The organism is Sphingomonas sp. ASY06-1R, from assembly GCF_052180265.1.
GTDB lineage: Bacteria > Pseudomonadota > Alphaproteobacteria > Sphingomonadales > Sphingomonadaceae > Sphingomonas_I.
Map to the genome: position 1 here is coordinate 1,527,733 of NZ_CP197464.1, position 13,274 is coordinate 1,541,006.

General features: G+C 63.7%; 13 protein-coding genes. 3 read left to right on the forward strand and 10 right to left on the reverse strand.

The genetic code is table 11. The annotated features are described in order from the left end of the window. The first annotated feature begins 14 nt into the window (after nt 1-14). Together ACSBM8_RS07395 and tgt are read left to right on the forward strand one after the other, a co-directional pair. Nucleotides 15-554, forward strand: coding sequence for an adenine phosphoribosyltransferase (locus ACSBM8_RS07395; RefSeq protein WP_442680994.1), 540 nt, complete (start codon nt 15-17; stop codon nt 552-554). A 108-nt stretch (nt 555-662) separates the two neighbouring features. Then, entirely contained in the window at nt 663-1,787 is a 1,125-nt protein-coding gene (gene tgt / locus ACSBM8_RS07400) for a tRNA guanosine(34) transglycosylase Tgt (RefSeq protein WP_442680995.1), read from the forward strand. Nucleotides 1,788-1,827: 40 nt separating this feature from the next. Here the strand turns inward: tgt and gltA are convergent, their stop codons facing one another. After that, nucleotides 1,828-3,108 carry a citrate synthase gene (gene gltA / locus ACSBM8_RS07405; protein WP_442680996.1) on the reverse strand — a complete coding sequence of 427 codons (1,281 nt, stop codon included), beginning with the start codon at nt 3,106-3,108 and terminating at the stop codon, nt 1,828-1,830. Between the two features lie 15 nt (nt 3,109-3,123). After that, nucleotides 3,124-4,566, reverse strand: coding sequence for a glutamate--tRNA ligase (gene gltX / locus ACSBM8_RS07410; protein ID WP_442680997.1), 1,443 nt, complete (start codon nt 4,564-4,566; stop codon nt 3,124-3,126). A 100-nt stretch (nt 4,567-4,666) separates the two neighbouring features. Between gltX and ACSBM8_RS07415 the strand changes: the two genes are divergently transcribed. Then, complete coding sequence (locus tag ACSBM8_RS07415) at nt 4,667-6,847, forward strand: ComEC/Rec2 family competence protein (protein WP_442680998.1); 2,181 nt, start codon at nt 4,667-4,669, stop codon at nt 6,845-6,847. Between the two features lie 127 nt (nt 6,848-6,974). Here ACSBM8_RS07415 and ACSBM8_RS07420 read toward each other — a convergent pair whose 3' ends face one another. From ACSBM8_RS07420 to ACSBM8_RS07455, 8 genes are all read right to left on the reverse strand, one after another. Then, entirely contained in the window at nt 6,975-7,466 is a 492-nt protein-coding gene (locus ACSBM8_RS07420; protein WP_442680999.1) for a hypothetical protein, read from the reverse strand. Continuing rightward, nucleotides 7,463-8,161, reverse strand: a complete 699-nt coding sequence (locus ACSBM8_RS07425) for a hypothetical protein (RefSeq protein ID WP_442681000.1) — start codon at nt 8,159-8,161, stop codon at nt 7,463-7,465. The genes ACSBM8_RS07420 and ACSBM8_RS07425 overlap by 4 nt, the downstream gene beginning before the upstream one ends. 87 nt (nt 8,162-8,248) lie before the next feature. Next, a complete protein-coding gene (locus ACSBM8_RS07430; protein WP_442681001.1) occupies nt 8,249-9,916 on the reverse strand; it encodes an FAD-dependent oxidoreductase in 1,668 nt (555 codons plus the stop codon). A 7-nt stretch (nt 9,917-9,923) separates the two neighbouring features. Beyond that, nucleotides 9,924-10,553, reverse strand: a complete 630-nt coding sequence (locus ACSBM8_RS07435) for a peptidylprolyl isomerase (protein ID WP_442681002.1) — start codon at nt 10,551-10,553, stop codon at nt 9,924-9,926. 17 nt (nt 10,554-10,570) lie between these two features. Further along, on the reverse strand, nt 10,571-10,999 hold the full coding sequence (locus ACSBM8_RS07440) for a DUF1810 domain-containing protein (protein WP_442681003.1): 429 nt from the start codon (nt 10,997-10,999) through the stop codon (nt 10,571-10,573). Then, nucleotides 10,992-11,561, reverse strand: coding sequence for a DNA-3-methyladenine glycosylase (locus ACSBM8_RS07445; RefSeq protein ID WP_442681004.1), 570 nt, complete (start codon nt 11,559-11,561; stop codon nt 10,992-10,994). The genes ACSBM8_RS07440 and ACSBM8_RS07445 overlap by 8 nt, the downstream gene beginning before the upstream one ends. A 62-nt stretch (nt 11,562-11,623) precedes the next feature. Continuing rightward, nucleotides 11,624-12,715: a dipeptidase gene (locus tag ACSBM8_RS07450; RefSeq protein WP_442681005.1), complete on the reverse strand. Its 1,092-nt coding sequence runs from the start codon at nt 12,713-12,715 to the stop codon at nt 11,624-11,626. A gap of 51 nt (nt 12,716-12,766) precedes the next feature. Beyond that, nucleotides 12,767-13,273 carry a MarR family winged helix-turn-helix transcriptional regulator gene (locus ACSBM8_RS07455; protein ID WP_442681006.1) on the reverse strand — a complete coding sequence of 169 codons (507 nt, stop codon included), beginning with the start codon at nt 13,271-13,273 and terminating at the stop codon, nt 12,767-12,769. Between the last annotated feature and the right edge of the window lies 1 nt (nt 13,274).

Sequence of the window (13,274 nt, forward strand, 5' to 3'; positions counted from 1 at the left end):
TCCGGAGTGCTGCAATGTCGCTCGATGCTGATCTTCAGGCCTTGGTTCGCACGATTCCCGACCATCCCAAACCCGGCATCCAGTTCCGCGACATCAGTACGCTGCTGCTGGACGGCTCGGGCTTTGCCGAGGCGATCGACCGCATGGCCGCGGCGATTGCGGGGGAGGGGACGCAGTTGGTCGCGGGGATCGAGGCGCGTGGCTTCGTGTTCGCAGCCGCACTCGCCTACAAGCTCAAATGCGGCCTTCTCATGCTCCGCAAGCCGGGCAAGCTTCCCGGCGCGCGCATCGGCGTCGATTACCAACTCGAATATGGCACCGATCGGTTGGAGATGCATGCCGACGCCTGCGGTGAGGGCATGCGGGTCGTCCTGGTCGATGACCTGATTGCCACCGGCGGGACTGCGGTTGCCGCAGTCCAATTGCTGCGTTCGGCGGGTGCCGTGGTCGATGCAGCGACCTTCGTGATCGATCTGCCCGAACTGGGCGGCGCGGAGAAGTTACGCGAGGCCGGGGTGACGGTGCATCATCTGATCGCGTTCGACGGCCACTAGGGAGTCCGTGGCTCGCACGACCGCTGGAAAGCGACCGGAACGGCTTTCGTCTGTACTTGCCTTAGCCGCCCGCTTCCCCGGCCGCGTCTCAGCCTCTAAGCGGTGCGCATGACGGCCCGCTTTCACTTCACCATTCACGCAACCGACGGCAAGGCGCGCACCGGCGAAATCGCCATGCAGCGTGGGACCATCCGCACCCCCGCCTTCATGCCGGTTGGTACCGCGGGCACGGTCAAGGCGATGCGCCCTGCGGAGGTGCGCGACACCGGCGCGGATATCATTCTCGGCAATACCTATCACCTGATGCTGCGGCCTGGGGCGGAGCGGGTGGCGAAACTGGGCGGTCTCCACGCCTTTTCCGGCTGGGAACGCCCGATCTTGACGGACAGCGGCGGCTATCAGGTGATGAGCCTGTCCGCGCTGACCAAGCGCAGTGAGGACGGCGTCTCCTTCAAAAGCCATCTCGACGGCTCCGCGCACATGTTGAGCCCAGAACGCTCGATCGAAATCCAGCGCCTATTGGGTTCGGATATCGTCATGGCCTTCGACGAACTCGTGCCCACCACCTCGACTCCGGAGGTGCAGTTGGCGGCGATGGAGCGATCGATGCGCTGGGCCCGGCGCAGCCGGGCGGCATTCGATGCCGGCGGCCCCCACGCGGAGGCAGCGGCAATCTTCGGCATTCAGCAGGGCGCGCTCGACGAAAGGTTGCGCAAGGCATCGGCCGACGCGCTCCTCGAAATCGGCTTTGATGGGTATGCCGTCGGCGGCCTCGCGGTGGGGGAAGGGCAGGATGCCATGTTCGCCTGCCTCGATTTCGCCCCTGGCCAGCTGGATCCGGCCAAGCCGCGTTACCTGATGGGGGTCGGTAAGCCTGACGACATTGTCGGCGCGGTTGAGCGCGGGATCGACATGTTCGATTGCGTCCTGCCGACCCGCTCGGGACGCAACGGCCAGGCCTTTACCTGGGACGGGCCGGTCAATGTGCGTAACGCCAAATGGGCGGAGGATCTGGCGCCGCTTGATCCGGACTCGCCCATTTCCGCGTGGAGCATGGCCTATCTCCATCATCTCACCAAGGCGGGCGAGATGCTGGGCGCGATGCTGCTCACGCAGCATAATCTCTGGTTTTACCAGCAGGTGATGGCCGGCCTGCGTGATGCCATCGCGGCCGGAACGCTCACCGAATGGGCGAATGCATTCCGGGCACGCTACGGCGCCAAAAACACGTGATTCATACCTCCCCGAGCCCGCTCGGGGAGGGGGCTTTCGTTCAGCGCTCGCCCGCGGCCACGTAATCGCGCTGGGTCGGGCCAGTATAGAGCTGGCGCGGACGACCGATCTTCTGATCGGGATCGGAAATCATCTCATTCCACTGCGCAACCCAGCCGACCGTACGCGCGAGCGCGAACAGCACGGTGAACATCGTCGTCGGGAAGCCGATAGCGGACAGGATTACGCCCGAATAGAAGTCGACGTTCGGATAAAGCTTCTTGGAGATGAAATAGTCGTCCTTCAGCGCGATCTGTTCCAGCTCGCGCGCGACGTCGAAGATCGGGTCGGTCACGCCCAACTTCTCCAGCACGTCGGCCGCCGTCTTCTGCATCACCTTCGCGCGCGGGTCGAAATTCTTGTACACGCGGTGGCCGAAGCCCATCAGCCGGAACGGATCGTCCTTGTTCTTGGCGCGCGCGATATATTCCGGAATCCGGTCGACCGTTGCGATCTCGCGCAGCATGTTGAGCGCCGCCTCATTGGCGCCGCCGTGCGCCGGCCCCCACAGGCAGGCAATGCCGGCCGCGATGCACGCGAACGGATTGGCGCCCGACGAGCCGGCAAGCCGCACGGTCGAGGTTGACGCATTCTGCTCGTGATCGGCATGCAGGATGAAGATCTTGTCCATCGCATCGACGATGACGGGATCGGGCTCATATTCCTCCGCCGGGACCGAGAAGGTCATGCGCAGGAAATTGGCGGTGTAGGACAGATCGTTGCGCGGGAAGACGAACGGCTGACCGACCGAATATTTATACGCCATCGCTGCGATCGTCGGCATCTTCGCGATCAGCCGATGCATCGCGATCATGCGCTGGCTGGGGTCGGTGATGTTCGTCGAATCCGGGTAGAAGGCCGACAGCGCGCCGACCACGCCGACCATGATCGCCATCGGATGCGCATCGCGCCGGAAGCCGCGATAGAAGGTCGCCAGCTGCTCGTGCAGCATCGTGTGGCGGGTGATCGTGTTCGTGAACGTGTCGAGTTCGGCGCGCGTCGGCAGCTCGCCGTGGATCAGCAGATAGGCGACCTCAAGGAAGCTCGACTGTTCGGCCAGCTGATCGATCGGATAACCGCGATGCAGCAATACGCCCGCATCGCCGTCGATATAGGTCAACCCGCTCTCGCAGCTCGCGGTCGAGGTGAAGCCCGGATCATAGGTGAAGGCCCCGGTCTGGCCGTACAATTTGCGGATATCGATGACGTCGGGCCCGGTCGTGCCCGAAAGAACCGGATAGTCGAAATCCTTGCCCCCGATGCTGATCGTGCTGTCGGCCATGTCACTCAAACTCCATCAATGTTCCGCCGCCAGATCGATCTGATCCGAAAGCCGAGCCAGGCTCTCCTCGCGACCGAGGAGCACCAATACGTCGAAGATACCCGGTGAGGTGGTCCGTCCGGTCAGGGCGGCGCGCAGCGGCTGCGCAACCTTGCCAAGGCCGATCTGGGCTTCCTCTGCAACCTCGCGGATCGCGGCCTCGAGCGCACCGGCGCTCCAGTCCCCGACGGCCGCGAGAGCGTCCCGGGCACGCGCCAGAAGCTGGCGAGCGCCGTCATCTAGCAGCTTCGCCGCGCCCTCGTCCACGTCCAACGGGCGGGTGCGAAACAGGAAGCTCGCACCTTCTGCTATCTCATTGATAGATTTGGCACGAACCTTCAAAAACGGCATGGCGCGGCGCAATAATTCAGGCGCTGAATCGGGCCGTTCCGGGCTGATAGCGCTACCGATTTTGGCAGCGACCAGATCGGCCAGCCGCGCATCGTCCGCGTCGCGCAGATAATGGCCGTTCAGGCTTTCCAGCTTCTTCATGTCGAACCGTGCTGGTGCGCGGCCAACACCGTCCAGATCGAACCATCCGATCGCCTGATCGCGCGTGATGAACTCATCATCGCCATGGCCCCAGCCCAGGCGCAGGAGATAATTGTTCACCGCTTCCGGCAGCATGCCGAGTTCGTCGCGATAGGCATCGACTCCCAAGGCGCCGTGGCGCTTGGAAAGTTTTGCGCCATCCGCGCCGTGGATCAGCGGAATATGCGCATAGACCGGTTCCTCCCAGCCCATTGCGCGGATGATGCCCATCTGGCGAAAGGCATTGTTGAGATGGTCGTCGCCGCGAATGACGTGGGTTACCCCCATGTCATGGTCGTCCACCACCACCGCGAGCATATAGGTGGGCGTGCCGTCCGAACGGAGCAGCACCATGTCGTCCAGTTCGGCATTCTTGACCGTCACCGGGCCCTGAACGCGATCCTGGATCGTGGTTTCGCCTTCCTGCTCGGCGCGCAGCCGCACGACGAAGGGCTTGCCTTCCTGATCTGGTCCCGGCGTGCGATCGCGCCAGCGCCCGTCATAGCGCATCGGCTGCTTGGCGGCCCGCTGCTCGGCGCGCATCGCCTCCAGTTCCTCCGCCGTCGCGTAGCAGCGATAGGCGGCGCCCCGGTCCAGCAGCGCCTGCGCCACCTCGGCATGCCGCTCGGCCCGCGCAAATTGGTAGACGACGTCGCCGTCCCAATCCAGGCCCAGCCAGGTCATCCCGTCAAGGATCGCCTCGATCGCGGGGTCGGTGGACCGGGCGCGATCGGTATCCTCGATACGCAGCAGGAACTTGCCGCCCATATGCTTGGCATACAGGTAATTGAACAAGGCAGTCCGTGCTCCCCCGATGTGGAGGAAGCCGGTGGGGGAGGGCGCGAACCGCGTCACGACCTCGCCGCCAGAAGCGGTGCTTGCGCCCAAAGCGCCTGTCTCCCAAGCTGTGTCGACCATGGCCGATGAAATGGTGAGCGCCCCTAGCATAGCCCTTCGGAGCCCACAAACGGGCGGACCCGGAATTTGGATGCACGTCCGTCGATGGTTCGGGCAGATTGAGCTGTGGCTTGAGGCAGAGCGCGATCAACTGCCGCTGTGGCTTCCCGTCGGCATCGCGATCGGCATCGCCGCCTGGTTCGGCCTGCCGGATGCCCACGCCTGGCGCATCTTCATGGGGATTGCGGGCCTCTGCGCCGTGGTGGCTTTCTTCCTTGCCCGCAGTGGCCGGGCCGGACGGGCGCTGGCCTGGCTATCCGCCGCCGCGCTGCTGGGCTGCGCGCTGGCGTGGGCGCGCAGCGAGCGCGTCGCCGCACCGGTGCTGAGCCGGACACTGGTCGTGACCATGACCGCCAAGGTCAACGCCGTGGCCAAGCTGCCGGCGAAGCAGAAGATCCGTCTGCTGCTGGCGCCCGAGGCGCAGCCGACGCTGCCGCCGCAGATCCGCGTGTCGCTGGATGAGAAAGAAGTGCCGGCGGGCATTGCCCCGGGTGCGCGCATCGCCGTGCGGGCGCGGGTCGTGCCGCCGCCTCCACCGCTCCTGCCGGGCAGCTATGATTTCGCGCGCGTCGCCTGGTTCCAGAAAATCGGCGCGACCGGCAAGGCGCTTGGCCCGGCCAGGCTCGTCGCGCCCGCGCCGGGCGGCGGGGGCTTCACGGCCTGGCTGGGGGCACAGCGGGCGCGGCTGACCGCCCATATTCAAAGCCAGCTGGCCGGCAGCGAGGGCGGCGTCGCCGCCGCCTTCGTGACGGGCGATGTCGGCGCCATCGACGAGGCGGATGCGGACGCCTTCCGCCAGTCCGGTCTGGCGCATCTCCTCTCGATCAGTGGCCTGCACGTCACCGCCGTGATCGCGGCGACGATGCTGTTGACCCTGCGGCTGCTGGCGCTGTCGCAATGGCTCGCCTTGCGCGCGCCGCTGTTGCTCATCGCTGCCGGCGCCGGTGCGCTGGCCGGCATCGGTTACACCTTGCTGTCAGGCGCAGAAGTGCCGACCATCCGCTCGTGCGTGGCGGCTTTGCTCGTACTGGCCGGCATCGCGCTCGGGCGGGAGGCGATGACATTGCGGCTGGTCGCGACCGGCGCCTTGATCGTCCTGCTCGTCTGGCCGGAGGTGCTGGTCGGGCCGAGTTTTCAGCTCAGCTTTGCCGCCGTTACGTCGATCATCGCGTTCCACGAACATCCGCGCGTACGCGCCTGGGCGGCGAAGCGGGAAGAAGGGTGGGCGCGCCGCCTGCTGCGTGAAGTGGCGATCCTGCTCGCGACCGGGCTGCTGGTCGAGATCGCCTTGATGCCGATCGCGGCCTATCATTTTCACCGCGCCGGTATCTATGGTGCGTTCGCAAATATCATCGCCATCCCACTGACAACCTTCGTCATCATGCCGCTCGAGGCATTGGCGCTGCTGTTGGACAGCGTCGGGCTGGGCGGCCCGGTCTGGTGGGTCACGGGGAAGGTGCTGGCACTGCTAATCGGTCTGGCGCGGCACGTATCGGCCTTGCCGGGGGCGGTCGCGGCCCTGCCGTCCATGCCGCTCGGTGCGTTTCTGCTGATGGTCGCCGGTGGTCTGTGGATCGCGTTGTGGCGTACGCCAGTCCGCCGGGTCGGTGCGCTTCCACTCATGATTGGCGCCGCCTGGGCGCTGGTGACGCCGGCCCCGGATGTCCTGATAACCGGTGACGGCAAGCATCTCGCCGTTCGCACCGCCGATGGCGCGCTCCACCTGCTGCGCCCACGCGCCGGCGAGTATGTGCGCGATCAGCTGGGCGAGGGATCCGGTGTGAAGGCTGAGGCGCTGGATCTGGACATACTCCCGTCCGCACGCTGTACCCGTGACGTGTGCCTCGCCTCGATTGCGCGTGGCGGCCGCGCTTGGCACGTCCTGGCCACCCGAAGTCCCTACATGCTGGATCTGGAACAGGTGAAAAGCGCTTGCGCCTGGGCGGATATCGCGGTGAGCGACCGGCGCCTCCCACGGACCTGCGTGCCCCGCTGGCTGAAGCTTGACCGGGTGATGCTGGCACAGACAGGGGGCGTCGCGATCGATCTTACCCGCGCAAAGCTTCGTACGGTGCGGGCCGACGATCGCCACCCCTGGAACCTTCGGTCGTCACAATTGCCGACAGGGCCATCAGCGCGGCGCTCGACCGGCTCCCCGCTCCATAACAATACGCCGCCTAGGAACGCCCATGAATTCCGAAACGCCGATTGAGCGAACCTTTCGCATGGGCTGCCTTGAAAAGGTCACCGCTCATGCCAGCTGATCAAAGTGCTACGAAAAGGCGCGCTGATGATATCCCACGCGCGCCTGTGGATTTCGGGGCCATTTCGCGCTTCTTTTATCTGGCCCTCATCGCAAAACTTTCAACACCAACTGCAATGAGCGCATATACGAAATAAAAGGTAAACAGAGATAAAATCATTCCATGATCTACAATCGTATAGACGGCTGCGGCGCCCGCCACGGCCCCGGCCTGTTGACCGATCATCCTTCCGGCTCGGCGCTTCGTAACAGCCGGTATTGATTCTGGCGGAGTATTATCTCGATGCTCTATCGAGGCTTCATTGACGTGCTTCTCCTGAACAAAATCGCCCTTTTGCCCTGGATAGTTCCAAATTCGGGGGTCTCCCCAAACCAGTAAGACAGCTGCGATGTAAACTAGCAGCCCCACCGCGATGGCTAAAGGCATCCATACGAAGCCGGCCGAAAAATGAGGTAAAGTGACGTTGATTCCCCAGATCATAACGTAAATCACCGTCCAACAACCTAAAACTATTGTCCAAGGCGGCGCGTCTAACGTGATCTTTGGCTTGGGATGCAAAGTATTCATCGGAACTCCCAGTATTTCTTTAACGCTCCAGGTTGGATTTGAGCGTCGAATACTTCCCGAAATTGATCGTCAGTCATTTGTCCAGATTGAAAACGATTACGCAAGATAGCGCTGATTTTTGCCTTTTCTTGTTCGCCGCTATAGTAAGCGAGTGTAGCCCCGGCGAGCACTATGGATCCGCCCACTGTCGCCGCGCCAGTGGCTCCCGCTGCTGCTAATCTAGCACTAGCTGCCTCTCCAATCGGACCAGTCATCGCTCTCATCGCAAACTTCTGAGCCGCAGCTACCGCACTGCGATTCTTAATGTATTCAGCCCCAGCCGCTTGAAGAGCGCCCGCGCCCCCTACTAACCCAAAGAACTTAAGATAATTATTTTGAGTGCGAAGACATTTGAATTTTGTGACAAGTTGCTCTGTCGAGAGATGAAGGTCCTGAAACTGATATGGAAATTGCTCCATCATTACCAAGACCTGTCCGAATCGGACCACCATTGGAGAAAATGCATAATAAAATCGCCCTAATGCGCCGAGTATTTCGTTGCCGTAACGAACTCGAGCATCAATGCTGCGAAGCAAGGGTATGCTATAGGCTGCGATCATAGCTTTGAGCGCAATATCTGGATGTTCCTCCGTAATATTGAAGGGAATTCCGTAGATATCGCATAGGTTGCGTAGGAGAGCTTCTGAACGGTGCATCATTAACCGCCTTTGCCGCAAGCCGCATTTTTAAGCTCATTGGAGCGAGTGCGCTTTAGATCAGTATGTGCCCGATCACGGCAATGCTCAAGCGGATGTTGTTTCCGCGCCCAGATAGGCATGGATCTGGGCGATCACGGCCGCCCCTTCGCCGACAGCCGCGGCAACGCGCTTCGTCGATCCGCACCGTACGTCGCCCGCGGCAAACACGCCGCGGCGGCTGGTTTCCAGCGGTGCCGCGCCATTTTGGCCGGTGACGACAAAGCCCTTCGCGTCCAGATCGACGCAGTCGTTCAGCCAGGCGGTATTGGGATCGGCGCCGATGAACAGGAAGAGATGGCTGAGCGTGCTGTGATGCTCGCTCCCCGTCGCGCGGCAGCGGAATGTCACGCCCTTCAGGCCGGTGGCCCGATCGCCATCCAGCGCCACGATCTCCTTGCCCACATGCAATTCCACATTGGGCAGCGCGGCGATCCGGTCGATCAGATATTTGGACATCGTCTCTTCCAGCGGCCGCCGCACGATCATGTTCAGCTTCTCGACTTGCGGTGCCAGGAATACGGTCGCCTGGCCGGCCGAATTGCCGCCGCCCACCAGCGCGACTTCTTCACCCGCGCATAACTTGGCTTCGATCGGCGATGCCCAATAGGAAATCCCGGCGCCTTCCAGCTGATCCAGCTTGTCGATCTTTGGCCGGCGATAGCGTGCGCCGGATGCGATCACGACGGTGCGCGATCGGATCGTTGTGCCATTATCCAGGTCGATCTTGAAGCCAACCTCAGCCTTGTCGTCGCAATGCAGATGCTGCGCGGACACGGGAATGGCCAGTTCCGCGCCGAACTTCGTCGCCTGGGTGAAGGCGCGCCCGGCCAGTGCCTGTCCGGAAATGCCGGTTGGGAAGCCCAGATAATTCTCGATCCGCGCCGAAGCGCCGGCCTGTCCCCCGAAAGCGCGCGTGTCGAGCACCAGCACGGAAAGCCCTTCGGAGGCGCCATAGACGGCGGTGGCGAGACCGGCCGGACCCGCGCCGGTGACGACCACATCATAGATTTTATCGGGATCCAGCTCGGGCGTCATGCCAAGGCACAAAGCCGCCTCGGCATCGCCCGGATGCTTCAATACGGTGCCGTTGGGGCAGATCATCAGCGGCAGGTCGTCGGGCTGCACCGCCAGACGCTCGACCAGTTCGCGTCCCTCCGTTGTCTCGATATCCACGGTGGAATGGGGATAGCCGTTGCGCGTCAGGAACCCGGTCAGGCGCACAAGATCGGGATCTTCCCGCCGGCCTACCAGGATCGATCCCACATTGTCGGCATTCAGCAGGCCGACGCGGCGCAGGATGAACGCGCGCATCAGCAACTCGCCGAGATCGGCCGAGCCGATCAGAAGCGCGCGCAAATGGCTCGCATCGAAGGGTATCGCCAGGCAGCCATCCTTGCCGGCAACCCCCGCCGCGAGCGAAGCACGGCCGCCAAGCTGGCTGATCTCGCCTGAAATCTGACCGGCATGATGCGTCACCACCGCCGATTCATGGCCCAGGCCATCGCGGCGAACGACATCGATCGATCCCTCCAGCACCAGCCATGCCGGGGCATTGCGCACCCCGACGGCAAACATCTCCGTGCCGGGCGCGAAGCGCTGGGGTTCGCCGCTGGCGAAGCGGCGGGCGGCGGCGATCTGGGGAGCGGTGAGCGTCGGGAACATCTGTTCCTCGCGTCCGCCGAAATCCGGCCCCGTTGCGGCTTCCCCCATCATGACCTCTTTACGTTACGCGGCGCGCGCGCAGGATGGTGATCTTCGGCTCCAGCATCTGCCCCTTCATGACGCCTTCGCCCGCGGTAGGCGACGTCGGGGAGGCCAGGATCTTATGGACCACGTCCATCCCCTCGACGACGTGGCCGAACGCGGCAAACCCTTGGTTATCGCCCGGCTGGTCGGGCTTGGCGTCCAGGCCGCTCATATTGCCGATGATGATGAAGAAGTCGCTGGTCGCGGTCCCCGGCGCGCCGCGCGCCATGGAGATGGCACCATCGGTGTTGCTGAGCCCGGTCTTGGTCGTAGGTTCGTGCGCGATCGGTTTGAGCAACCGTTTCGGATCGTTGCTTGCCCCGCCCTGGATCAGGCCGAAATTGGGCGCCACCGGGTCCGCCCGGTAAAAAGACGTGCCGTCGTAACGCTTCTGATCGACGTAGCGCAGGAAGTTTGCGGACGTGATCGGCGCACGCTCGGTCTCCAGCTCGACCGTGATCGTCCCCACGCTCGTCTCGATCGCGACACGCGCCGTTGCCGGCTTCGTGACAGGGGCGGACGCTGGCGCGGGGGCAGCAGCGGGCATCTGCGCCAGGGCCGGCGTGGCGAGGAGGCACAGAAGGAGGGCGATTCGTCGCAGCATGGCCTAGCCATAGCGCATCATGCGCGACGGAGAAGCGTCAGCGTTGCCGCGTCCTCCTTTCCGCCAAACCAACGATTTAGCGCCGTGGTGACCGCCCCATCGCCGGGGGCGGCTGCCCGGAACAGCGTGAGCGACGATCGGACCTTCATGGCGTCCAGCGCGCCAAACACCCGCTCCGCATCGGCTTCCGGAAGACCATCGAGCGCGTGCAGGCATTCATGAAGCCGTGCCCCCAATATCGGATGACGCAGATAGGCCCGCGCCTCGTCCAGTGATCGGATCGCATAATGTTGCGCGGTCGGGCTTCGGCCTAGTCCGGCAATTTGCGGGAAGATGAACCAGATCCAATGGCTGGTCTTGCGTCCTCGCTGCAGCTCCTGGAGCGCGGTTGCATAGAGATCGGCCTGTGCCGTCAGGAAGCGATCGAGCTGGAACGGATCATCCATTCTTTGGGAACGCGCGGCTCAGGAAGGGCGATCCGCGCAGGCCAAATCGCCATGGATGATCGATCGCCTTGCTGATGCCGATGCGTGGCCCCACGATAATGTCCGCCGTCTCACCCAAAGCCAGCGCGAACGGCGGCCGATCCAGCGGTGCGCCGTCCAGCGCCTTGTCGATCCCCAGCGCCTGGGCAAGCTTGCCTGGGCCGCTGCACAAGGCGCGCGGATCGGCCAGGGTGCGTCGCCCCACCATTCTCTCAATGCCATACGTTGGGGCAAGCGCGCGGATCAGCACCGCGCTCCCCGGATGCACGCCGCCCACAAAGTTCAGGCACCAGTGGATGCCGTAGATCTTGTAGACATAGGCATGGGCCACAGGCCCGAACATGACCAGGTTGCGCCCGCGCGGGCCGCCAAAGGCGTGGCTGGCCGGATCGTCGATGTCATAAGCCTCGGTCTCGACGATCATCCCGCCGACGCCGTCGATCAGCAGGCTGGTCCCGATCAACGCGCGTGCCAGCTGCACCACCGGTTGCGTCCAGAAAGCGGCGGGCACAGGCTTGCTCATGGCGGCATTCCTGCCCGATCGGAGCCGGAAGGGCGAGCCTTACAAACCCCAGACGCGCATGGTCAGGCCGGCGTCGTCCATGTCTGTAGAAAAACCCGCCGAAAATTTTCGCCCAATATCTTGTCGGTGATCCGTGCCGGATAGCCTTTGCGCCGCAGCGCATCGGCTATCACGGCATAGCGATCGGGGCGATTGAGTCCGATCACGAACGGGGGCGGTCCCTCGCCGGGTGCGCCGACACCCGACGCCTTACGCCGTGCGATATCCGCATCCCATTCCTTCATGCTTTCGGGGGATGTATCGAACGGCGTCAGCAGGCCGTCCGTCCCGATCCCGACATGGTCTTCGCCGCAGACATTCAGGGCATGGACCAGGTGCGCCAGATAATCGTCCAGTACCGGTTGCGCGGGGGCCGCGACCAGGAAGGCGAGCTCGTAAATGCCGATCACACCGCCTTTTCCGGCCAGCGCACGCATCAGCCTGTCCGATTTGTTGCGCGGATGCGGGTGGACGGCTGCACATCCCGCATGCGTGATCAGCACGGGCCGGCGCGATGCCGCCAGCGCCGCAAGGCTGGATAGCTCATCGCTGTGGCTGATATCGACGGTAATGCCCAGATTGTTCATGCGGTCCACCGCCTCGCGGCCGAGCGGGCTCAGGCCGGTCGCTTGCGGCGCCAGCACGCCGGAAGCGAAAGGCGACTGCGTGTTATAGCTCAGCCCCATCACCAGCACGCCAGCGGTGCGGAAATGATCGATATTGGCGATCTGACCCTCCAGCATCCCCGCTGCCTCGAAGGAATAGATGACGCCGATCGCGCCAGGGGAGGCGGGCGAGAGATCCTTCGCGTCGACGACTTGCTTGAAGAGGGTGGGATTGCGGGCAATGCCTTTGGTCAGATCCGCAATTTGGGCGTCGGTCTCGTCCTTGGTCTGGTTGCCGCTACCGCCCAGCGTCATCTTGAAGGCGGTCAGACCGGACGAGCGCACCTGCGCCGCCGTGGCCGCATCCAACGGCGCATCGGGATCGATCGGCGCCATCAGATTGCCATCGATGATCGGCGAAGCGGACGAACGCCCGCGCCTGGCGTAGCTCGGCAGGGCGATTGCGGCGACCGCACCGGCCCCTGCTCTTATCATCGTGCGCCGATTCATCGCCACGTCCTCCCCGAAAGATGGCTAAAGTATGTAGGCGCCTACATATCGTCAACGCGTCATTGTGCGCGCGCTGACCTTGTCCATGATCCGGTCGTACATGGAGCGTCGTGCCAAAGCGTCGTCGAGGCGGTCCAGCAGCCGCACCACGTCCTGCGCCTCGTCGTTCAACTCCTTTGCGACCGTATTGAAGTCATCCCACAGCGGCGAGAGGCTGTCCCATAGCGTGCGGCCCTCGGCGGTGAGCGTCAGCATACGGCGTCGGCCGTCTTCGGGGGACGGCGTATTGTCCACTATGCCCGCTTTTTCGAGCGAGCGGCGGGCTTCGCTGACCGATGCATGGGAAATATGCAGCGCCGCCGCGATCTGGCCGACCGACATCGGGCCGTTGGCGACCAATTGTCGCAACACGCCGTACCAGCGCTGTTCGAAGCGGATCCCGTGCTCGGCATAGATGCGCGTCCCGTCCCGATCGATCCGTTCGGACAGGCGACGCAGCCGCGCGCCGAGCGCCTCGCCTCCGAAAGTGCGGCTATAATCCTCGGATGCGTCTGACATT

Coding starts and splice junctions, on each gene's coding strand:
- ACSBM8_RS07415 (WP_442680998.1), top strand. CDS start 4,667: ATGCACGTCCGTCGATGGTTCGGGCAGATTGAGCTGTGGCTTGAGGCA.
- tgt (WP_442680995.1), top strand. CDS start 663: ATGACGGCCCGCTTTCACTTCACCATTCACGCAACCGACGGCAAGGCG.
- ACSBM8_RS07420 (WP_442680999.1), bottom strand. CDS start 7,466: ATGAATACTTTGCATCCCAAGCCAAAGATCACGTTAGACGCGCCGCCT.
- ACSBM8_RS07435 (WP_442681002.1), bottom strand. CDS start 10,553: ATGCTGCGACGAATCGCCCTCCTTCTGTGCCTCCTCGCCACGCCGGCC.
- ACSBM8_RS07440 (WP_442681003.1), bottom strand. CDS start 10,999: ATGGATGATCCGTTCCAGCTCGATCGCTTCCTGACGGCACAGGCCGAT.
- gltA (WP_442680996.1), bottom strand. CDS start 3,108: ATGGCCGACAGCACGATCAGCATCGGGGGCAAGGATTTCGACTATCCG.
- ACSBM8_RS07430 (WP_442681001.1), bottom strand. CDS start 9,916: ATGATGGGGGAAGCCGCAACGGGGCCGGATTTCGGCGGACGCGAGGAA.
- ACSBM8_RS07445 (WP_442681004.1), bottom strand. CDS start 11,561: ATGAGCAAGCCTGTGCCCGCCGCTTTCTGGACGCAACCGGTGGTGCAG.
- ACSBM8_RS07450 (WP_442681005.1), bottom strand. CDS start 12,715: ATGAATCGGCGCACGATGATAAGAGCAGGGGCCGGTGCGGTCGCCGCA.
- ACSBM8_RS07425 (WP_442681000.1), bottom strand. CDS start 8,161: ATGCACCGTTCAGAAGCTCTCCTACGCAACCTATGCGATATCTACGGA.
- ACSBM8_RS07395 (WP_442680994.1), top strand. CDS start 15: ATGTCGCTCGATGCTGATCTTCAGGCCTTGGTTCGCACGATTCCCGAC.
- ACSBM8_RS07455 (WP_442681006.1), bottom strand. CDS start 13,273: ATGTCAGACGCATCCGAGGATTATAGCCGCACTTTCGGAGGCGAGGCG.